The 19,644-nt window shown below is 72.0% G+C and carries 17 protein-coding genes; 4 read left to right on the top strand and 13 right to left on the bottom strand.

The features are described from left to right. Positions 1-429: 429 nt before the first annotated feature. Positions 430-2,055 (bottom strand): sensor histidine kinase, encoded by a 1,626-nt coding sequence (locus tag ACTWP9_RS14220; RefSeq protein ID WP_443246456.1) that lies wholly within the window; start codon positions 2,053-2,055, stop codon positions 430-432. Positions 2,056-2,165: 110 nt separating this feature from the next. Between ACTWP9_RS14220 and ACTWP9_RS14215 the strand changes: the two genes are divergently transcribed. Next, complete coding sequence (locus tag ACTWP9_RS14215; RefSeq protein ID WP_443246455.1) at positions 2,166-2,777, top strand: DedA family protein; 612 nt, start codon at positions 2,166-2,168, stop codon at positions 2,775-2,777. A 35-nt stretch (positions 2,778-2,812) separates the two neighbouring features. On the opposite strand, the gene proC is transcribed toward ACTWP9_RS14215, so the two are convergent. The 11 genes from proC to ACTWP9_RS14160 all read right to left on the bottom strand — a co-directional run bounded on the left by proC (position 2,813) and on the right by ACTWP9_RS14160 (position 13,751). Further along, positions 2,813-3,616: a pyrroline-5-carboxylate reductase gene (proC, locus tag ACTWP9_RS14210; protein ID WP_443246454.1), complete on the bottom strand. Its 804-nt coding sequence runs from the start codon at positions 3,614-3,616 to the stop codon at positions 2,813-2,815. Between the two features lie 120 nt (positions 3,617-3,736). Next, positions 3,737-4,474, bottom strand: a complete 738-nt coding sequence (locus ACTWP9_RS14205) for an ABC transporter permease (protein WP_443246453.1) — start codon at positions 4,472-4,474, stop codon at positions 3,737-3,739. Further along, positions 4,471-5,313, bottom strand: a complete 843-nt coding sequence (locus tag ACTWP9_RS14200) for an ABC transporter ATP-binding protein (RefSeq protein WP_443246452.1) — start codon at positions 5,311-5,313, stop codon at positions 4,471-4,473. The genes ACTWP9_RS14205 and ACTWP9_RS14200 overlap by 4 nt, the downstream gene beginning before the upstream one ends. 161 nt (positions 5,314-5,474) lie before the next feature. After that, positions 5,475-7,631 carry an MMPL family transporter gene (locus ACTWP9_RS14195; RefSeq protein ID WP_443246451.1) on the bottom strand — a complete coding sequence of 719 codons (2,157 nt, stop codon included), beginning with the start codon at positions 7,629-7,631 and terminating at the stop codon, positions 5,475-5,477. Between the two features lie 131 nt (positions 7,632-7,762). Beyond that, positions 7,763-8,053, bottom strand: a complete 291-nt coding sequence (locus ACTWP9_RS14190; protein ID WP_443246450.1) for a hypothetical protein — start codon at positions 8,051-8,053, stop codon at positions 7,763-7,765. After that, positions 8,050-8,388, bottom strand: a complete 339-nt coding sequence (locus ACTWP9_RS14185) for an ArsR/SmtB family transcription factor (protein WP_443246449.1) — start codon at positions 8,386-8,388, stop codon at positions 8,050-8,052. The genes ACTWP9_RS14190 and ACTWP9_RS14185 overlap by 4 nt, the downstream gene beginning before the upstream one ends. A 160-nt stretch (positions 8,389-8,548) precedes the next feature. Continuing rightward, the gene (locus tag ACTWP9_RS14180; RefSeq protein WP_443246448.1) at positions 8,549-9,049 is read right to left on the bottom strand and encodes a hypothetical protein; all 501 of its coding nucleotides are present in this window, start codon (positions 9,047-9,049) and stop codon (positions 8,549-8,551) included. A 111-nt stretch (positions 9,050-9,160) separates the two neighbouring features. Next, positions 9,161-11,014: a dihydroxy-acid dehydratase gene (gene ilvD, locus ACTWP9_RS14175; RefSeq protein WP_443246447.1), complete on the bottom strand. Its 1,854-nt coding sequence runs from the start codon at positions 11,012-11,014 to the stop codon at positions 9,161-9,163. Positions 11,015-11,104: 90 nt separating this feature from the next. Next, complete coding sequence (locus ACTWP9_RS14170) at positions 11,105-11,791, bottom strand: TetR/AcrR family transcriptional regulator (protein ID WP_443246446.1); 687 nt, start codon at positions 11,789-11,791, stop codon at positions 11,105-11,107. Beyond that, a complete protein-coding gene (locus tag ACTWP9_RS14165) occupies positions 11,788-12,720 on the bottom strand; it encodes a sugar phosphate isomerase/epimerase family protein (protein ID WP_443246445.1) in 933 nt (310 codons plus the stop codon). The genes ACTWP9_RS14170 and ACTWP9_RS14165 overlap by 4 nt, the downstream gene beginning before the upstream one ends. 98 nt (positions 12,721-12,818) lie before the next feature. Next, positions 12,819-13,751: a Ppx/GppA phosphatase family protein gene (locus tag ACTWP9_RS14160; protein WP_443246476.1), complete on the bottom strand. Its 933-nt coding sequence runs from the start codon at positions 13,749-13,751 to the stop codon at positions 12,819-12,821. Between the two features lie 194 nt (positions 13,752-13,945). On the opposite strand from ACTWP9_RS14160, the gene ACTWP9_RS14155 reads away from it, so the two are divergent. Next, positions 13,946-14,899 (top strand): hypothetical protein, encoded by a 954-nt coding sequence (locus ACTWP9_RS14155; RefSeq protein WP_443246444.1) that lies wholly within the window; start codon positions 13,946-13,948, stop codon positions 14,897-14,899. Between the two features lie 93 nt (positions 14,900-14,992). Here ACTWP9_RS14155 and ACTWP9_RS14150 read toward each other — a convergent pair whose 3' ends face one another. Then, positions 14,993-16,477, bottom strand: a complete 1,485-nt coding sequence (locus ACTWP9_RS14150; protein WP_443246475.1) for a hypothetical protein — start codon at positions 16,475-16,477, stop codon at positions 14,993-14,995. A gap of 370 nt (positions 16,478-16,847) precedes the next feature. On the opposite strand from ACTWP9_RS14150, the gene radA reads away from it, so the two are divergent. After that, positions 16,848-18,272: a DNA repair protein RadA gene (radA, locus tag ACTWP9_RS14145; protein WP_443246443.1), complete on the top strand. Its 1,425-nt coding sequence runs from the start codon at positions 16,848-16,850 to the stop codon at positions 18,270-18,272. 250 nt (positions 18,273-18,522) lie between these two features. After that, positions 18,523-19,644, top strand: a complete 1,122-nt coding sequence (disA, locus tag ACTWP9_RS14140; RefSeq protein WP_433100948.1) for a DNA integrity scanning diadenylate cyclase DisA — start codon at positions 18,523-18,525, stop codon at positions 19,642-19,644.

Below are 19,644 nucleotides of genomic sequence, written 5' to 3'. Positions count from 1 at the left end.
CCGACAGGCCGGGGTATCAACATATCTGGCGTTGACTTTTGGCACGCTGTTGAGTTCTCAAGGAACGGACGCTTCCTTCGAAACCGTCTCACCGGCTTCTCCGGACGTTTGCCCTTTCGGTGTTTCCGACTCTATCAGATCCGTTTTCCGGCCCGTTTCCGTGCCGTCTTCCGAATCGGATTTCCCCTGTCGGCGGGGCGCCTTCCGGCTGACCGCTACTTTAGAGCCTTTCCCCGCCCGGCTCCAAATTGAGCCGACCCGCAAAAGCAATTCGGCATGCCGAACAGACCCCTGCGAAGGGAGATGGTGCTGAGTAGAGGTTTCTGCCGGAGCGGCAGGAGTGGTCGACAGAAGCCACGACAGGCCGCTGACAACCCGAGGAACCTTACGGATCGATGGCAGGTGTGTCAACTGCGGGCCTCGTTTCCGTCAACCGTCGTCCCGATCCGTGGCGATGCGGTCCTTGTGGGAGAGGCGGCCGGCCGTGAAACAGAGGCGGTAGAGCGGGGAGTTGTCGAAGGTTGCGGTCCGGTAGAAGCGGCACTCGTTCGTGTGGGACGGGTCCGGTGGGGCGCCGGGTGGGCGTGACTCCTCGTCGAACTCGTACGACGGGAGACGAGGTGCCACGGAGGTTTCGGCGTCGCCTATACGGAGGTCGGCGTAGGTGTGCCGGGGCAGGACGGACTGGTGGGAGGTGTAGAGCTGGAAGCCGTACATCAGCACGGCCAGGACGGCGGTGGCGGCGGCCGGGATCCAGAGGGCGTTGACGATGCCTCGGCGTACGCGTTGCCGGGCCTGGGCCAGTTCCTCGCTGGAGCGGGACGGGCCGGTGAGCGGCTCGGGCTCGGTCGGCGGGTGCGGGTCCGCGGCAAAGGGGGTGAGGGGGAGGTGGGCCCGTACCTCGAAGCCGTTCTCGGTGGGGTGGGCCCGGAAGGTGCCGCCGGCCTGGCGGACGCGTTCGTCGAGGCTGATCAGTCCGGTGCCGGAGCCGACTCCCGGGGTGGGCGGTGCGGCGCTTCCGGTGCCGTTGTGGACCGTCACGTCCAGGGCGGCGCGCTCTCGCTTCAGCTCGACGGTGATGGTGGAGCCGGGGGCGTGCTTCGTCGCGTTGGTGACGGCTTCCTGGACGACGCGGTGGGCTGCTCGGTCGACCAATGGGGGCAACTCGTCCGCTGCCGTGTCGTGCGTTCCGTGCTGGTGCAGCGTGATGCGGACGCCGGAGGCGGCGGTGCGGGCGACCAGGTCGGGGACGGTCTCGGACGGGGGGAGCTGTGCGCTGTCGGTCGCGTCCTGGCGGAGGAGGCCGATGATCTGGCGGAGGCGTTCGGTGGCGTCGGCGGCGGCCTGACGGAGTTCGGCGGCGGAGGCACGGGCGGCGTCGTCCACACCTGGGGAGACCTGGAGCGCGGCGGCGCGTACGGCGATGAGGCTGAGGTCGTGGCCGAGCGAGTCGTGCATGTCCCCCGCGATGCGGGACCGTTCGCGCAGCCGGGTGCGTTCGGCTACCAGCTGCTGTTCGCGCTCCATGCGGGCGGCCAGTTCCCAGCCCGCGCTGTGGAGTTCGTACTGCTGGCGGCGGAAGCGGCCCAGCAGCCAGGGGAGGACGGCGGCGAAGAGGACCGTCGTGACCAGGGTGAACCAGTCCCACAGGTCGGCGCCCGGCAGTGTCAGGGCGAGCGCGAGTCCCGCCGCGCAGAGGGCGAGCGCGGCGGCGAGCGACGGGCGGGCGTCCTGCGTACGCCGCCCCAGCAGAAAGCTGAGGGCGACCAGGGCCGGGCTGAAGGTGCTGGTGAACAGCTGGGGTGTGGCGGCGAGGCCGAGCGCTGCGGGGACGGTCGCGGCCGCCAGCGGGGCCCGGCGGCTCAAGGGTGCCGCGACGGCGAGCAGGGGCGCCGCGAGGAGGCGGAGCCAGAGCGGGACCTCGGAGAGGGAGGGGAGGGGGTAGGCCATGAACAGCCACAGGGCCAGGTCGGCCAGGGCCTCGCGGACCCGTCGGCGGCGCAGGGCCTCGCGGAGCCGGCCCCGGAAGCTGTGGGCGCGGGCGGGGGTGTTCACGTCGGTCACCGTACGCGGCGGGTCCGCCCGGAACATCTGTCGAAAGTGGAGGGTGGCCGACGACGATCGTGCGCTGCTCGGCGCCTGGTGTGCTCCGTACGTTCCGGTGCATGAATGACGCGATAGTGCACGCGGTCGAGGGGTTCGTCAGTACGCCGTGGGTGTATGCGGCGCTGTTCGGGATCGCGATGCTGGACGGGTTCTTCCCGGTGGTGCCGAGCGAGACGTTGGTGATCACGCTGGGCGTGTTCGCGGCGGCGGAGGGGGATCCCGCGCTGGGGCCGGTCATCGTGGTGGCGGCGCTCGGCGCCTTCGCCGGGGACCACATCTCGTACGCGATCGGGCGGCGTTCGGGGGTGCGGGTCCTGGCGCGGTTGGGGGAGGGGGGAAGGGCGCGGCGGGTCTATGAGCGGGTGGGGCGGATGCTGGCGGAGCGGGGCGGTCTGGTGCTGGTGGCGGCCCGCTACATCCCCGGCGGGCGGACGGCCGCCACGCTCACCACCGGTGCCACGGGGTTTCCGCGTCGGTCGTTCACGCGGTTCGACGCCGTCGCGGTGGTGAGCTGGGCGGTCTATTCGGCCTGCCTGGGGTATGTGGGCGGGGCCGCGTTCGAGGAGACGCCGCTGTACGGGGTGGCGCTGGGGCTGGCCCTCGCGTTCACGATCACGCTGGTGCACGAGGGGGTGCGGGGGTTGCGGGCGCGCGCCGGGGGCCGGGCGTAGCCGGGGCCGGGGGCGGCCCCGGGCTGCTCGTGCGGTCAGCTGCCGAGCTCATGGCTGCGGTCGCGGGCTGCCTCGATGGCGTCGATGAAGGCGGCGCGGACGCGGTGGTTCTCCAGTTCGCGGATGGCGTTGATCGTCGTACCGCCGGGTGAGGTGACGTTCTCGCGGAGGGTGACGGGGTGTTCGCCGCTGTCGCGGAGCATGGTGGCGGCGCCGACGGCGGCCTGGACGATCAGCTCGTGTGCCTTGTCGCGTGGGAGGCCGAGCTGGATTCCCGCGTCGGTCATGGCCTCGACCAGGAAGAAGAAGTAGGCGGGGCCCGAGCCGGAGAGTGCGGTGGCGGCGTCCTGCTGGCCCTCGGGGAGGCGGAGGGTCTTGCCGACGCCGCCGAAGATCTCGTCGGCGAGCTTCAGATGGTCCTCGGTGGCGTGGCTGCCCGGGGAGATGACGGACATCGCCTCGTCGACCAGCGCCGGGGTGTTGGTCATGACGCGGATGACCGGGGTGCCGTCGGCGAGCCGCTGTTCGAGACAGCGGGTGGTGATGCCGGCCGCGCCGCTGATCACCAGACGGTCCGCGGGAACGTGCGGGGCGAGCTCGTCCAGCATCGCCGCCATGTCCTGGGGCTTGGGGGTGAGGATAAGGGTGTCGGCAACGCGGGCAGCCTCCGCGTTGCTGACGGACTCGACCCCGTAGCGCTCGCGCAGTTCGGCCGCGCGTTCCGGGCGGCGCGCTGTGATCAGGAGACGGGAGGGCGACCAGCCGCCTCGGAGCATGCCGGAGAGCAGCGCCTCACCGATCTTGCCGGTGCCGAGGACCGCGACTTTCTGGGTGGTCATGGGGTGTTTCACCTCGTGCCTCGTCGTACTGGACCCTCCCCCGGACGCCGTCCGGGAGGTGCCCCCAGGGACGGCTGCCGTGGCGGGCGGGATTCCATCCTCGCACCAGGCGGAAGCGCTTCAGGCCGTACGGCGGCGGAGGGTGGCGGCGCCGAGGGACAGGACGAGGAGTGCGCTGCCCGCGACGATGACCGCGTCGCGTACGAAGTCGCCGGTGGCGTCGGCGTTCCTGAGGACCTCCGTCATACCGTCGACGGCGTAGGACATGGGCAGCACGTTGGAGATCGCTTCCAGCGCCGGCTGCATGCTGTCGCGGGGGGCGAACAGGCCGCACAGCAGGATCTGCGGGAAGACCATCGCGGGCATGAACTGCACCACCTGGAACTCGGAAGCGGCGAACGCGGAGACGAACAGTCCGAGTGCCGTGCCCAGCAGGGCGTCGAGCAGTGCGATGAGCAGCAGCAGCCAGGGCGAGCCGGTGATGTTGAGGTCCAGGAACCAGACGGCGACGCCGGTGGCGAGGGATGCCTGGACGATGGCGAGCGCGCCGAAGGCCAGCGCGTAGCCGAGGATCAGATCGGCCTTGCCCAGTGGCATGGACAGCAGCCGCTCCAGCGTGCCGGAGGTGCGTTCGCGCAGCGTGGCGATGGAGGTGACCAGGAACATCGTCACCAGCGGGAAGATGCCCAGCAGCGAGGCGCCGATGCTGTCGAAGGAGCGGCGGTCCGCGTCGAAGACGTAATAGAGCAGCACGAGCAGCAGGACCGGGACGAGCAGCAGCAGCGCGATCGTCCGGGGGTCGTGGGCGAGTTGGCGCAGGACGCGGCGTGCGGTGGCGAGCGTACGGGCGGCGTTCATGAGGTGCCTCGCTGCGAGTGGGTTGCGGGGTGGAGGGGTGCGTGCACGGCGGCACCGTCGCGGGCTGACTCGACCAGCTTGAGGAAGGCGTCCTCGACGGTGTCGCTTCCGGTGGTCTCGCGGAGTGCCTGCGGGGTGTCGGCGGCCAGCAGGGTGCCGTCCCGGACGAGGAGCAGGTGTTCGCAGCGGTCGGCCTCGTCCATCACATGCGAGGAGATCAGCAGGGTGGCGCCGCGGGCGGCGAGGCGGTGGAAGAGGTTCCACAGGTCGCGGCGGAGCACGGGGTCGAGGCCGACCGTGGGCTCGTCGAGGACGAGCAGTTCGGGGGCGCCCAGCAGGGCGACGGCGAGGGAGACACGGGACGACTGGCCGCCGGAGAGGTTGCCGGCCAGGTCGTCGGCGTGCGAGGTGAGGTCGACGTCGGTGAGGGCCTGGGTGACGGCGGCGGCGCGGTCGGCACGGGGGATGCCGAGAACGGCGGCGTAGTAGTCGAGGTTCTGCCGCGCCGTCAGGTCGCCGTAGACGGACGGGGACTGGGTGACGTAGCCGACGCGGGAGCGCAGCGGTGCTGTGCCCGCGGGCCTGCCGAGTACGTCGAGGGTGCCGGTGACCTTGGCCTGGGTGCCGACGATCGCCCGGATGAGGGTGGATTTGCCGCTGCCGGAGGGGCCGAGGAGCCCGGTGACGGTGCCGGGTGCGACATCGAACGAGATCCCGTCGAGGACGCGGCGGCTGCCGCGGACGACGGTGAGGTCGCGGGCGTGGACGGCGGGTTCGCCGGCCGCGGGTTCGCTTGCCGCGAGGGCTTCGCCGGGAGCAGGTGGAGGCTTATTCATCATGTGATGAATTATGAGGGGCGCCATGTGATGGCGTCAAGCGGCGCACGACAACGGCGGTGCCGGACCAACCGATTCAGGCTGAGGTTGGTCCGGCACCGCCGATTACGTCCGCTTGTGTTCGCGCCGTTGCGGCGGAAGAGAGGGCTGCTGCGCCGAGAGAGTTACACCCTCTCCAGCACCCGCTCCTCCGCCGCTGCGGCCGGGGCGTCGTGCGGCCGTAGATCCCGGCCCAGTCGGCTCGGCCACCAGATCCGGGCGCCGATGTCCAGCGCCAGTGAGGGCACCAGGACGGTGCGGACCAGGAAGGTGTCCAGCAGGACGCCGATGCCGACCAGCACGCCGAGCTGCGCCATGGACACCAGCGGCATCGAGGCGATCACCGCGAAGGTGGCGGCCAGCACGATGCCCGCCGAGGTGATCACGCCGCCCGTGGAACTGAGCCCGGCCAGCACGCCCTTGCTGTGGCCTTGCAGGGCGACCTCTTCGCGGACCCGGGTCATCAGGAAGATGTTGTAGTCGATGCCCAGCGCGACCAGGAAGACGAAGCCCATCAGCGGAAGGGAGTTGTCCATCGCGGCGAAGTCCAGCAGGTGCTCGAAGATCAGATGCGAGGCTCCCAGCGCGCCGAAGTAGGACAGCACCACCGTTGCCAGCAGCAGCAGTGGCGCGGTCAGCGAGCGCAACAGCGCCACCAGGACGAGCAGGACGACAGCGAGCACGATCGGGATGACGACCTTCAGATCGCTCTCCGCGGCGCGCCGGGTGTCCAGCGACTCCGCCGTCGTACCGCCCACCAGCGCTTCGGCGCCCTCGACCTGGTGCACGGCGCTGCGCAGCTCGTCGATGGTGTGCTTGGCCGCGTCGCTGTCCGGAGCGTTCTTCAGAGTGACGGACAGGGAGGTCAGGGACCCGTCGGCGGTACGGTCGTCGGCCCGTACGGACGCCACTCCGGCGACGCCCGCCGCCGCCCGCTCCGTCGCGGCGCGCGCGTCGGTCCGTACGACGACGGTGGCCGGGTCGGAGGAGCCGGAGGGGAAGTGCGCGGCGAGCTTCTCCTGGGCGACCACGGACTCCGGCTTGTCCTGGAACATCTCCGCGTTCGTCAGCCCCATGGTGATGCCGGTCGCGCTCAGCGCCAGCACCGCGGTGACGCCGATGGACATCAGCCACGACCAGCGCGGACGGCGGGCCAGCAGACCGCCGATCCGGGACCAGACGGTACGAGCCTTGCGCGGCTCCGTCCCGGACCGGGGGACGAACGGCCAGAAGACCCAGCGTCCCGCCAGCACCAGCAGCGCGGGCAGCACGGTGACCATCGCGAGCAGGGCACATACGACGCCGACGGCCCCGACCAGGCCCAGCGAGCGCGAGGAGTTGATGTCGGCGAAGGCGAGGCAGGCCAGCCCGATGGCGATGGTGCCGGCCGAGGCGACGATCGCGGGCCCGGAGCGGCGCAGTGCGAGCCGCATCGCCTCGTGCCGGTCCTCGTGGCGGTGGAGCTCCTCGCGGTAGCGGGCGATCAGCAGCAGGGCGTAGTCGGTGCCGACGCCGAAGACCAGCACCATGAGGATGCCCGCGCTCTGCGGATCGACGGGCAGCGAGGCGTACTTGGCCAGCGCGTAGGTGGTGACCTGGGTGAGCACCGAGGCGAAGCCGACCGACAGCACGGGGAAGAGCCACAGCAGCGGGCTGCGGTAGGTGATCAGCAGCAGCAGCGTGACGACGGCGCCGGTGGCCAGCATCAGCGTGGAGTCGAGGTTGTCGAAGACCTTGATGTTGTCGATCAGCGAGCCGGCCGGGCCGCCGACCTCGACGTCGAGCCCGGGCGGCGCATTGGCCGCCGCGACCGTACGGATCTTCTCCAGGTCGTCGGTCATGTCGTCACCGCCGGTACTCAGCGGCACCACCAGCATCAGCGCCTTGCCGTCCTCGGCCCGTACCGGACCGCCGATCTGCTCGCCCTTGGCGACGAGCGGCGCGAAGTCGGCGCGGTCGGCGCGTGCCTTGGCAGCGTCGGCCTCGGTGGTGGCGGAGTCGGTGCGGGAGTACACGGCGACGGCCGGGATGATCTCGTCGTCGCCGCGGAACTTCTCCAGCTGCGTATTGACCTTGGCGGACTCGGCGTTGCCGGGCAGGAAGGCGTTGGAGCTGCTGTCCTCGACCTCGCCGAGCTTCCCGGCCAGCGGCCCGAGAGCGACGACGACGATCAGCCAGGCCGCGAGGACCAGCCACTTGGTGCGCTTGCCGCCGGGGGCCGTGGCCAGCCGGCGCAGCGCGCGGGGATACCGCCCGGCCGGATGCTGCGGGTGGGCAGGCATGGGTAACCTCCATGGTGTGGGTGTGGGACGCGAGGGGTTCGCGAGATGCTCACGCTCACGTGTACGGCCGGGAGTTGCCGCTCCCGGCCGTACGAGCGCGGTGGGTGTCGTACTTGTCGTACCTGCGGGATCTACTCGATCTCGCGCATCATCTTCTCCATCGAGGCGATCGACTGCCGCGCCTGCGTCAGCTCGTCCAGGCTGCGCCGGTGCAGTTCGACGTTGTCCTCCAGGAGTTGTGCGTACTTCTCGGCCAGGGCCTTGTACTGCTGCTCGCGGGCGGCCAGCATGCGGGACCGCCAGGTGACGGCGATCTGCCAGACGATGACGATCAACAGGACGAAGATCCCGCCGGTGCCGAGCGCCGCCGCCCACACACCGGCAGGGTCGGCTGCTGCCGTAGTCGTCAGCTGCTCGTTCACTGCGCTCTCTCTTTCTCGTCCTGGTCGGTGAGGCTCCCTGCCGCCTCCGCGACGACCTGTGGGGTCAGCGCGTAGGCGAACGGGGCCACCTCGAAGAACTTCATCGCCTTGCCGCTGTCCGACAGCTCCAGCGACCCGACGACGATGCCGGCCGCCTCCAGCCGCTGGAGGTGCATATGCAGCAGGGGGCGACTCATGCCGATCTCGCGGGCGAGCCTGCTGACGTAGTTGCGGCCCTGGGCCAGCGCCGCGACGATCCGCATCCGGTGCGGGTTGCCGAGCGCCGTCAGGACCTTCAGCAGTTCGTCTCCGGTCGGGGTCTCGATCGCGCTCACCGCGACCCCTCTCTCTTGGGTGTAAGAAGAATCTGACACGTGACGGAGCGAGGTGTCGAGCGGAGAAGCCCCCGGTCCGGGACAGTTCAGGGTTCCCCCTGAGATCACTACGGGAGGGCCCCGAGGGGCCCTCCCTGAGGGGGTGTTGAGGGGTGAGGGGTCAGCGCTTGTCCTTGCGCCTGCGCGCCGCGGGGTTGCCGGTGCGGGCGGTGCGCTGCCGCTCGTGGCGGGCCAGCGCGGCCTCGTACTCGGCGCGGTGCAGCTTCTCGCCGGGCGCCTCGACGCAGGTGCGCAGCGCGTAGGCGAGCAGCACGCCGATGAAGCCGATGATCCGGATGCTGTGCATCGAGGATTCGGCCGCCGCCTCGCGCTCGTCGGGGCGGCGGCCGTAGTGGGTGAGGGTGCGGGAGAACGCCAGCGCGCTGCAGACTGCGAATGCGGCGACGAGCAGGATGCTTGCCCAGCGGCCGATGTCGGCCAGTACGACGCCCTGGTAGGCGAACCGCAGCACGAAGGCCCCCGCGACCGCGGCCAGCACCGCGCCGATGCCAAGGGCGAAGCGGCGCAGCGCGTACCCACCGGAGTGGTCGACCCAGGTGGTGCCGTAGAAGCGGAGCGGCTCGGGGGCCGGTTCGTCGGGGGTCTTCGGTTGCTGGGGCACGTTTCGATTATGACGGTGTGATGTCCCGGCAGCGTCTGCCCCCGGCTGCCATCTGCGGGCGTGAGGCTCGTGGTGGCTTGTCGCGCAGTTCCCCGCGCCCCTTCGGGGCGCTCAGCCCTCCAGCAACGTCACATCCCGCACGGCGCCCCGGTCGGCGCTGGTGGCCATGGCCGCGTAGGCGCGCAGCGCGGTGGAGACCTTGCGCTCGCGGGATGCGGGCGCGTAGGTCCCGCCCAGTGCCTCGCGGCGGGCGGCGAGCGTCTCGTCGGGCACATCGAGCCGCAGCTGCCGGTTGGGGATGTCGATGACGACGGTGTCGCCGTCCTCCACCAGCGCGATCGCGCCGCCTCCGGCCGCCTCCGGCGAGATGTGGCCGATGGACAGCCCTGACGTACCGCCGGAGAATCGGCCGTCGGTGATCAGTGCGCAGGTCTTGCCCAGGCCCCGGCCTTTGAGGAACGAGGTGGGGTAGAGCATCTCCTGCATACCGGGGCCGCCCTTGGGGCCCTCGTAGCGGATGACGACGACGTCGCCCTCCTTGACCGTCTTGTCGAGGATCTTCTGGACGGCGTCCTCCTGGGACTCGCACACCACGGCGGGCCCGGTGAAGGTCAGGATCGACTCGTCGACGCCGGCGGTCTTCACCACGCAGCCGTTCTCGGCCAGGTTGCCGTACAGCACCGCCAGCCCGCCCTCGGCCGAGTAGGCGTGCTCGAAGTCCCGGATGCAGCCGCCCGCCGCATCGACATCCAGCGTCTCCCACCGCTCGGACTGCGAGAACGCCTCGGCGGAGCGGACGCAGCCGGGCGCGGCGTGGAAGAGCTCCACGGCCTGCGGCGAGGGGGAACCGCCGCGGATGTCCCAGGTCTTGAGCCACTCGTCCAGCGAGTCGGCATGCACGGTGTGCACGTCCTCGTTGAGCAGCCCGGCGCGGTAGAGCTCGCCCAGGATGGCGGGGATACCGCCGGCGCGGTGCACGTCCTCCATGTAGTACGTACCGCCGGGTGCCACGTTCGGGGCGACCTTGGCCAGGCAGGGCAGCTTGCGGGAGAGCTGGTCGATGTCGTGCATCGTGAAGTCCAGCTCGGCCTCCTGGGCGGCGGCCAGCAGGTGCAGGATCGTGTTGGTGGAGCCGCCCATGGCGATGTCGAGGGCCATGGCGTTCTCGAAGGCGGCGCGGGAGCCGACATTGCGCGGCAGGACGGTGGCGTCGTCCTGGTCGTAGTAGCGCTTGGTGATCTCGACGACCGTACGGCCCGCCGTCTCGTACAGCTCCTTGCGCGCGGTGTGGGTGGCCAGCACGGAGCCGTTGCCGGGCAGGGCCAGGCCGAGGGCCTCGGTGAGGCAGTTCATGGAGTTCGCGGTGAACATGCCGGAACAGGAGCCGCAGGTCGGGCAGGCGTTCTGCTCGATGCGGAGGATGTCCTCGTCGGAGACCTTGTCGTTGGCGGCCTCGGACATCGCGTCGACCAGGTCCAGCTTGCGGACGGTGCCGTTCACCAGCGTCGTACGGCCGGCCTCCATGGGTCCGCCGGAGACGAAGACGGTGGGGATGTCGAGCCGCAGCGCGGCCATCAGCATCCCGGGCGTGATCTTGTCGCAGTTGGAGATGCAGATCAGCGCGTCCGCACAGTGCGCCTCGACCATGTACTCGACCGAGTCGGCGATCAGGTCCCGGGAGGGCAGCGAGTAGAGCATGCCGCCGTGGCCCATGGCGATGCCGTCGTCCACCGCGATCGAGTTGAACTCGCGCGGGATGCCGCCCGCCGCCTTGACCGCCTCGCTGACGATACGGCCGACGGGCTGGAGGTGGGTGTGGCCCGGCACGAACTCGGTGAAGCTGTTGGCCACCGCGACGACCGGCTTGCCGAAGTCCTCACGCGCTACGCCGGACGCCTGCATAAGGGCACGCGCCCCTGCCATGTTGCGTCCGTGGGTGACGGTGCGGGACCTCAGCTCGGGCATGGCTGCCTCTCCCTTGGTGCGGGCGGCCGCCATGGCGGTGGGCCCGGCGGCCGCTGCGGTACGTAGAAGAACCGAGGGTACGCCCCGGGCTCAGGATCCGGACACCGGGTCCGGATGGTGGACGGAGCCGTCTTGCGGGCCCAGCGGCCCCGTGAGGTGGTGCTGGACGACGGGGGCCAGCCGGGCGATGGCGTTCTCCAGCGGCTCCGAGGCCAGCGGCTCCAGCCGGATGACGTGCCGCAGCAGGGCGGCGCCCACCAACTGGGCCGCCGCCAGGTTGACCCGCAGCTCGGCGTCGGGCTCCTTGAGCAGTGCCGCCGCCCTGCTGAGCAGATTGCGGGTCAGCAGGGCGCGGAAGACGGCCGCAGCGCGTTCGTTGTTGACCGCCGAGCGCACGATCGCCAGCATCGGCTCGCGGGAGGCCGGGTTCTCCCAGATCCGCAGGAACGCCTGGGTGATGGTCTCTCCCAGCGTCTCCGGGGAGGCGGCTGCGAGCAGGTCAGGGACGGAGATCGCCGGCGCCATGGCGCCCTCCACCGCGGCGGCGAAGACCTGCTCCTTGGTGCCGAAGTAGTGGTGGACCAGCGCCGCGTCCACACCCGCGCCGCGCGCGATGGCGCGTACGGAGACCTTGTCGAAGCCGTGCTCGGCGAACTCGCCCCGGGCCGAGGCCAGGATCCGCTCACGCGCACCCGGGCCCGCCTCGGCGGTACGCCGCGCGGGACGCCCGCGCTTGCGGGGCGCAGGGCCCGGCTCCTGGGAGGGGGTGCCGGTCATGCGTTCCCCCGGCCCGCGGGGTGGCCGGTGGCGGTGCCTTCGCCCCGGCCGCTGCCTCGATTGCCCCGGCCGTTGCTGCGACCGTCACCCCGGCCGTCACCGAGGCCGTTGCCGAGCTCTCCGCCGGGAGCGGCCAGGTGCAGCCGGGTGTAGGCGAGGGCCTCGGCCAGGTCCTCCTCGCGCTCGGCGGCCGACATGGCACGCCGCGTGTTCACCTCGACGACGACGTGCCCGTCGAAGCCAAGCGCGGCCAGCCGCTCCAGCACCTCGGCACACGGCTGTGAGCCGCGCCCCGGGACCAGGTGCTCGTCCTTGGCGGAGCCGTTGCCGTCCGCCATGTGGACGTGACCGAGGCGGTCGCCCATCCGGTCGACCATGGCGAGGGTGTCGTTACGGGCCGTCGACGTGTGCGACAGGTCGATCGTGAAGTGCCGGTAGTCGTTCTGGGTGGGATCCCAGTCAGGGGCGTAGGCCAGCATCTCGCGGTCCCGGTAGCGCCAGGGGTACATGTTCTCGACGGCGAACCGTACGTCGGTCTCGTTCGCCATCCGCCATACGCCGCGCTCGAACTCGCGCGCGTACGAGCGCTGCCAGCGGAACGGCGGATGGACGACGACGGTGCTCGCGCCGAGCGTCTCCGCGGCCGTCCTGGCCCGAACCAGCTTCGCCCACGGGTCCGTCGACCATACGCGCTGCGTGATGAGCAGACACGGAGCGTGTACGGCCAGGATCGGCACCCCGTGGAAGTCGGACAGCCGGCGCAGCGCATCCACGTCCTGGCTGACCGGGTCCGTCCAGACCATGACCTCGACGCCGTCGTAGCCGAGGCGCGCGGCGATCTCGAAGGCCGCGGCCGTCGACTCCGGATACACGGAGGCCGTCGACAGCGCGACCTTCGCCTGGGGGACCCGCACGCTTTCGATGCCCACCCAGCCACCCTAAGCGCGGTTCGCTGCCCGCGAGATGTCGGCCCCCTGTGAGAGAGCTCCCTCCCGGGAGTGCGGGACCGCTAGTGGCGGCGGCGGGCTCACAGGGCGCGCAGGCGGTCCAGGCGGCGGAGGATGATGCCCTCCCGCAGGGCCCAGGGGCAGATTTCGGCCTCCGTGACGGCGAAGAGATCCAGGGCGGCCTCCGCGACGAGGGCGCCCGCCAGCAGCTGGTGGGCACGGCCCTCGGAGACGCCGGGGAGCGCGGCACGCTCGCTGGCGGGCATCGCCGCGAGCTTGGGCACCCACTCCTCCAGGGAGGCCCGGCTCAGCACGCGGCGGGCGTAGAGGCCCTCCGCGCTGCGGGGCGCCCCCGCGATCCGGGCGAGCTGCTTGAACGTCTTGGAGGTCGCCACCACATGGTCCGGCTTGCTGAACCGGTTGAACTCGCCGACGATACGGGCGATCTCCGCCCGCACATGCCGCCGCAGGGCGCGGACATCCGCCGGGTCCGGCGGGTCGCCCGGCAGCCGGCCCGAGGTGAGCCGCCCGGCGCCCAGCGGCAGCGACACCGCGGCGTCGGGGTCCTCGTCCAGCCCGTAGGCGATCTCCAGCGAGCCGCCGCCGATGTCCAGCACCAGCAGCCGCCCCGCCGACCAGCCGAACCAGCGCCGTACCGCCAGGAACGTCAGCCGCGCCTCGTCCGCACCGGAGAGCACCTCCAGCTTGACGCCGGTCTCCGCGGTGATGCGGTCCAGCACGTGCTCCGCGTTGGCGGCCTCGCGCACGGCGGAGGTCGCGAAGGGCAGCAGCGCCTCGACGCCCTTCTCCTCGGAGACCTCCAGCGCCTCGGAGACGGTGGCGCAGATCCGGTCGATGCCCTCCGCTGATATCGACCCGTCCGGCTCCAGGAGTTCGGCGAGCCGCAGCGTCGTCTTGTGGGAGTACGCGGGCAGGGGCCGGGCACCGGGGTGCGCGTCCACCACGAGCAGGTGGACCGTGTTAGAGCCCACATCGAGGACACCGAGTCTCATACCCTGCACGCTAGCCTCCTCCCCCGGCCACCGCTGGAGGTACCTCCCAGCCACCGGGAACCTCCCCGCCGACGTTACGGGATGTTTGCCCACCCCGGCAGTCCGGCCCCCTGGGCATCCGCACCCCCGGGCCCGCGGCGACCCCGGGGGTGCGGCGTCCGGGTGCCGCGGCGTGCGGCCCGTACGCTGGGTGCGTGGGTAAGACGAAAGCGGCGAAGCACAAGAAGCAGGACGGTGTGCACCAGGTGCTCCCCGCACCGCGGGCGCGCGACGAGGAGGTCGGTCTCGACTTCGCCCGCGCCTGGGTGGAGTTCCCGGACCCGGCCGACGACGAGCAGGTCTTCCGCTGCGACCTGACCTGGCTGACGTCCCGCTGGAACTGTCTGTTCGGCAACGGCTGCCAGGGCATCACCCCCGGCCGCCCCACCGACGGCTGCTGCACGCTGGGCGCCCACTTCGCCGACGAGGACGACGAGCAGCGGGTCGCCGAGCACGTGGCCCGGCTGACCCCCGAGACCTGGCAGTTCCACGACATCGGCACCGGCGCGCTGGGCTGGACCGAGGTCAGCGACGAGGGCGAACTGCAGACGCGGCGCTGGAAGGGCGCCTGCATCTTCAACAACCGCCCCGGGTTCGAGGGCGGCGGCGGATGCGCGCTGCACGGCCTGGCCCTGCGCGAGGGCCGCCAGCCGCTGGAGACCAAGCCCGACGTGTGCTGGCAGCTGCCGATCCGGCGGAGCTACGAGTGGGTGGAGCTGCCGGACGGCGAAGAGGTGCTGTACGTCACCATCGGCGAGTACGACCGGCGGGGTTGGGGCGCGGGCGGGCACGACCTGCACTGGTGGTGCACCGCGGCGCCCTCCGCGCACGGCGCCGGGCAGCCGGTCTACGAGTCGTACCGCGCCGAGCTGACCGAACTCATGGGCAAGCCCGCCTACGACCAGCTGGCCGAGCTGTGCGCCCAGCGCCTGGCGAGCGAACTCCCGCTGGTGGCCGAACACCCGGCCACGGCCCGCGCGGCTGCGGCGGCTGCGGACGCTGCCGATGCTGTTGCCGCGTCCGACGACGCCGATGCCGCCGATACGGCCGATGCCGCCGATGCCGCCGATGCCGCTGCGCAGGACGGCGAACAGCCCGCCAGGCCGTAAGCGGTAGCCGACCGCCGGCCCGGGCCGGGCCTCCGCTGCTTCCCGTGTCGATCAACCCGTACCGATCAACCCGTACCGATCAACCCGTACCGATCAGGACGGGGAATCGCTCGGGTCCGCCGGGCGGCTCGGGGTCGGGGTGTCGGAAGGCGTCGGGGATCCGGTGGGGGACGGCGGCCGGGTCGGCGTCCCGCTCGGGGCCGGTGACGGCGGGGGCGAGGCCGACGCCGACGGATCCGGTACGGGTGCCGGCGCCGAGGGGCGGTCCGCCGAGGGCGGGGCCGCGTAGCTGCGCCGCTGAGCGGGGGGCTTCGGGGCGCCGGTGCGGGACGGCTCCGTCCTTCCGCCGCCGTCCGCCTCGCGGGCCCGGCTCCCGGTTCTGCCCGCTTGCCGGCTGTTGTCCTCGCCCTCGGCCGGGAGGGTGCGCCGGCCGTCGAACCCTGGGGGCAGCCCCCCGCCGCCGGCGCCGCCCGTGGGGCCGTCCGGCGCGTCCGACGCGGTGACGGAACGGTCCGCCTGCGGCTCGCCCGTGACGGGAGACCCGCGGTACGCGGCCCACAGGGCGACCACCGGCGCCGCCAGCACCGCGGCGATGACCGTCGAGGTCAACGCCCGCCCGCGCAGCCGGTCCCGGCGCGCCACGCGCTCGTTCGTGCACACCGGGAAACCGGCGCGGTCGAAGCGGGGCACCCGCTGGGCTCTCGCCCGGCGCGCCAGGACGACGGCCGCCTCGACAGCGGGGCGCGGGGCGGGGACGACGGCGAGCGTGGCGGAAGCGGGTGCGGTGCCGGGCCAGGAGACCCCGGCCATGGCGCGCTCGGCAGCCCGTCGGCACTGCGGGCACTCGTCCACGTGCCGCACCAGTTCACGGCGCAGCGCGGTGCCGAGCAGCAGCTGTTCCTCACCCGCGAGCCGGGCGACGGCGGCGCAGCCGCCGGACTCGATGACGCCCAACGCGGCCCTGGTGCGCTCGACTTCGCAGGAGGCGTTCAGCAGCAGGTCCTCGGCCGCGGCGGTCGAGAGTGAGAGCACGGCCGCGATCTGGGCGGGGGACAGCCTGTGACGGACGGAGAGTTCGAGGGCCTCGCGCTGTTCGGGCGAGATTCCGGCGGCCTCCGGCCAGGCCAGCGCGGCGAGTTCGCGACGGCGCCGGGCGCGGGTCTCGGCGCTGAGCGGCTCGGCCCCCGAGGCGGCGGGCGACGCGGGGGCGGACACCCGTTCCGTGACAGCCGTCCCGGCGGCGGCCAGGGCGGCCTTCTGGTCGGCGAGCCGACGCGAACAGACCCACCGTGCCAGTGCGTAGAGCCAGGGACGGTGGTCGCGCTCGTCTTCGGGGGCCCGGCCGCGCGCACGTTGGCGGTCGGCGAGGGTAAGTGTCTCACCGAGCGCGGCGAGGGCGGCTTCGTGCTCGCACATTACGGAAAGGCAGTAGGTGAACAGGCCGTCCAGGTACGCGTCGTCGCACCGCACGTCCGTGTTCGCGGAGTGGCTCGCGGACCGGTGGTGCGTCGTCCTGCTCGCCCGGTGCGCTGGGGGTGCGCCGGTGGCGTTCCTCGGGTGCTCGCGCCTGCTCGTCATCACCCGGCGACGGTAGGCGGATGATGGCGCTTTGCTGGGGCGCCGCCGCGGGATTACTACCTTCGGGTGACGGGCGTCGGCAAAACAGGACACGTGCGGTGGGTTTGGCGACAGCAAGTTCACAGAGGGGCGCACAAAGGGCGCACACATCGCACCCGGCCGACCGCGCACGGACCCGGAGCCGCGTTCCGGCTCCCGGCGAACGTCGTTGCTGAGCCCGTCGATTCTTCCGCCGGACCCTGTGGTCCGTGGTTACCCGCCATCGCGGCGGACCAAGGATGCAGGGCTTCGCCCATGCCACCCCCTCGCCTCCGCCCGGCCGCCAGGCTCCCCGCGGGCGGTTGTCAGTGGCCGCCTATACGGTGACGTCATGGCTGCCCGTAAGTCGTCCGCCAAGGACCGTCCCACCTACCGCTGCACCGAATGCGGCTGGCAGACCGCCAAGTGGCTCGGGCGGTGCCCCGAGTGCCACGCCTGGGGCACCGTCGAGGAGACGGGCGGCGCTCCGGCCGTACGGACCACGGCGCCCGGCCGGGTGTCCGTCGCGGCACTGCCCATCGGGCAGGTCGACGGCAGGCAGGCCACGGCCCGCGCCACCGGCGTACCCGAGCTGGACCGGGTGCTCGGCGGCGGCCTGGTGCCCGGAGCTGTGGTGCTGCTGGCCGGCGAGCCGGGCGTAGGCAAGTCGACGCTGCTGCTCGACGTCGCGGCCAAGGCGGCGTCCGACGACCATCGCACGCTGTACGTCACCGGGGAGGAGTCCGCAGGCCAGGTGCGACTGCGGGCCGACCGCATCGGCGCGATCGACGACCACCTGTATCTGACCGCCGAGACCGACCTGTCGGCCGTGCTGGGGCACCTGGACGAGGTCAAGCCCTCACTGCTGGTGCTGGACTCGGTGCAGACGGTGGCCTCGCCGGAGATCGACGGCGCGCCGGGCGGGCTCGCACAGGTGCGGGAGGTGGCCGGCGCGCTGATCCGGGCCTCCAAGGAGCGCGGCATGTCCACGCTGCTGGTCGGCCACGTCACCAAGGACGGCGCCATCGCCGGACCGCGGCTGCTGGAGCACCTGGTGGACGTGGTGCTGCACTTCGAGGGCGACCGGCACGCGCGGCTGCGTCTGGTGCGCGGCGTGAAGAACCGGTACGGGACGACGGACGAGGTGGGCTGCTTCGAGCTGCACGACGAGGGCATCACGGGCCTGGCCGATCCCTCCGGGCTCTTTCTGACCCGCCGCGCCGAGCCCGTGCCCGGCACCTGTCTGACGGTGACGCTGGAAGGGCGGCGTCCGCTGGTCGCCGAGGTGCAGGCGCTCACCGTCGACAGCCAGATCCCCTCTCCCCGCAGAACCACCTCCGGGCTGGAGAACTCGCGGGTCTCGATGATGCTGGCGGTGCTGGAGCAGCGCGGCCGGATCAGCGCCCTGGGCAAGCGGGACATCTACAGCGCGACGGTCGGCGGTGTGCGGCTGTCCGAACCCGCCGCCGACCTCGCCGTGGCGCTCGCGCTGGCCAGCGCCGCCAGCGACACCCCGCTGCCGAAGAACCTGGTGGCGATCGGCGAGGTCGGCCTGGCCGGCGAGGTCCGGCGGGTGACGGGCGTCCAGCGCCGCCTCTCGGAGGCCGCGCGGCTGGGCTTCACCCACGCGCTGGTACCGGCCGACCCGGGCCGCATCCCCGACGGCATGCGGGTGCTGGAGGTCGCCGACATCGGCGAGGCCCTGCGCGTCCTCCCGGCCCGCCCGTCCCGCACCGCGACCACGGCCCCCACCGCAGACACGGCAGCCATGGGCTGAGGCGACCGGGAGAGCGCCGTACGGCCGCATACTGCCTGCGTACAGGCCCGGCGACGCGGTGGGGACCGTACGCGGCGAGGGCCCGGCCCGGCGCGCCGGTAGACTTTGCCCCGGTCTCGACCGACCACGAGCATCACGGGGGCTGTGCGCGGCACCGCGAGGGGGGACCGGCACGGCGTCTCCGCAGAGGTGCGGTGGATCCGGTGGTCGAGGAAATGCCGACAGGCACCCGCACGACCGAAGGAGTGCAGTGGCAGCCAACGACCGGGCAGCGGTCCCCGGCAGAGCCGAGGGGGCGTCCGGCCTGATGCGCGCCTCGCTGAGCGCGGTCGCGCCCGGAACGGCGCTGCGCGACGGGCTGGAGCGCGTCCTGCGCGGCAACACCGGCGGGCTCATCGTCCTCGGCATGGACAAGAACGTCGAGCAGCTGTGCACCGGCGGCTTCGTACTCGACGTGGACTTCAGCGCGACCCGGCTGCGCGAGCTGTGCAAGCTGGACGGCGCGCTCATCCTCGACAAGGACATCTCCAAGATCGTCCGGGCGGGTGTGCAGCTGGTCCCCGACGCCTCCATCGAGACGGAGGAGACCGGAACCCGGCACCGGACCGCGCAGCGGGTCTCGATCCAGACGGGCTACCCGGTGGTCTCCGTCAGCCAGTCCATGCGGCTGATCGCCCTCTACGTCGACGGGCAGCGGCGTGTGCTGGAGGACTCGGCGGCGATCCTGTCCCGCGCCAACCAGGCCCTGGCCACTCTGGAGCGCTACAAGCTGCGCCTGGACGAGGTCGCCGGCACGCTCTCCGCGCTGGAGATCGAGGACCTGGTCACGGTGCGGGACGTGACGGCCGTGGCACAGCGCCTGGAGATGGTGCGCCGGATCGCCACGGAGATCGAGCAGTACGTGGTGGAGCTGGGCACCGACGGACGGCTGCTCTCCCTCCAACTGGACGAGCTGATCGCGGGTGTGGAGCCGGAGCGCGAGCTCGTCGTACGCGACTATGCGCCGCAGACGGTGGGCGCGGGCCGTCGGGTCCGTGCCGTACCCGACGCGCTCAACGACCTGGACCGGCTCACCCATACCGAGCTGCTCGAACTGGCCACCGTGGCACGGGCGCTGGGCTACAGCGGCGCCCCCGAAACCCTCGACTCGGCCGTCTCGCCGCGCGGTTTCCGGCTGCTGGCCAAGGTGCCGCGGCTGCCGGGTACGGTCATCGACCGGCTGGTGGATCACTTCGGCGGGCTGCAGAAGCTGCTCGCGGCCAGCGTGGACGACCTCCAGGCGGTGGACGGCGTCGGCGAGGCCCGCGCCCGTTCGGTCCGCGAGGGCCTCTCCCGGCTCGCCGAGTCCTCGATCCTCGAACGGTACGTGTGA

Source organism: Streptomyces sp. 3N207, from assembly GCF_052246355.1.
In the GTDB taxonomy this organism is placed as follows: Bacteria; Actinomycetota; Actinomycetes; order Streptomycetales; family Streptomycetaceae; genus Streptomyces.
The sequence above is the reverse complement of the archived record's forward strand: the minus strand, read 5'-3'. Positions and strand labels throughout refer to the sequence as shown.

What these genes read in the sequence shown, in the direction of transcription:
- ACTWP9_RS14215 (WP_443246455.1), top strand. Translation starts at nt 2,166, where the DNA reads ATGAATGACGCGATAGTGCACGCGGTCGAGGGGTTCGTCAGTACGCCG.
- proC (WP_443246454.1), bottom strand. Translation starts at nt 3,616, where the DNA reads ATGACCACCCAGAAAGTCGCGGTCCTCGGCACCGGCAAGATCGGTGAG.
- ACTWP9_RS14205 (WP_443246453.1), bottom strand. Translation starts at nt 4,474, where the DNA reads ATGAACGCCGCCCGTACGCTCGCCACCGCACGCCGCGTCCTGCGCCAA.
- ACTWP9_RS14200 (WP_443246452.1), bottom strand. Translation starts at nt 5,313, where the DNA reads ATGATGAATAAGCCTCCACCTGCTCCCGGCGAAGCCCTCGCGGCAAGC.
- ACTWP9_RS14195 (WP_443246451.1), bottom strand. Translation starts at nt 7,631, where the DNA reads ATGCCTGCCCACCCGCAGCATCCGGCCGGGCGGTATCCCCGCGCGCTG.
- ilvD (WP_443246447.1), bottom strand. Translation starts at nt 11,014, where the DNA reads ATGCCCGAGCTGAGGTCCCGCACCGTCACCCACGGACGCAACATGGCA.
- ACTWP9_RS14170 (WP_443246446.1), bottom strand. Translation starts at nt 11,791, where the DNA reads ATGACCGGCACCCCCTCCCAGGAGCCGGGCCCTGCGCCCCGCAAGCGC.
- ACTWP9_RS14160 (WP_443246476.1), bottom strand. Translation starts at nt 13,751, where the DNA reads ATGAGACTCGGTGTCCTCGATGTGGGCTCTAACACGGTCCACCTGCTC.
- ACTWP9_RS14150 (WP_443246475.1), bottom strand. Translation starts at nt 16,477, where the DNA reads ATGACGAGCAGGCGCGAGCACCCGAGGAACGCCACCGGCGCACCCCCA.
- radA (WP_443246443.1), top strand. Translation starts at nt 16,848, where the DNA reads ATGGCTGCCCGTAAGTCGTCCGCCAAGGACCGTCCCACCTACCGCTGC.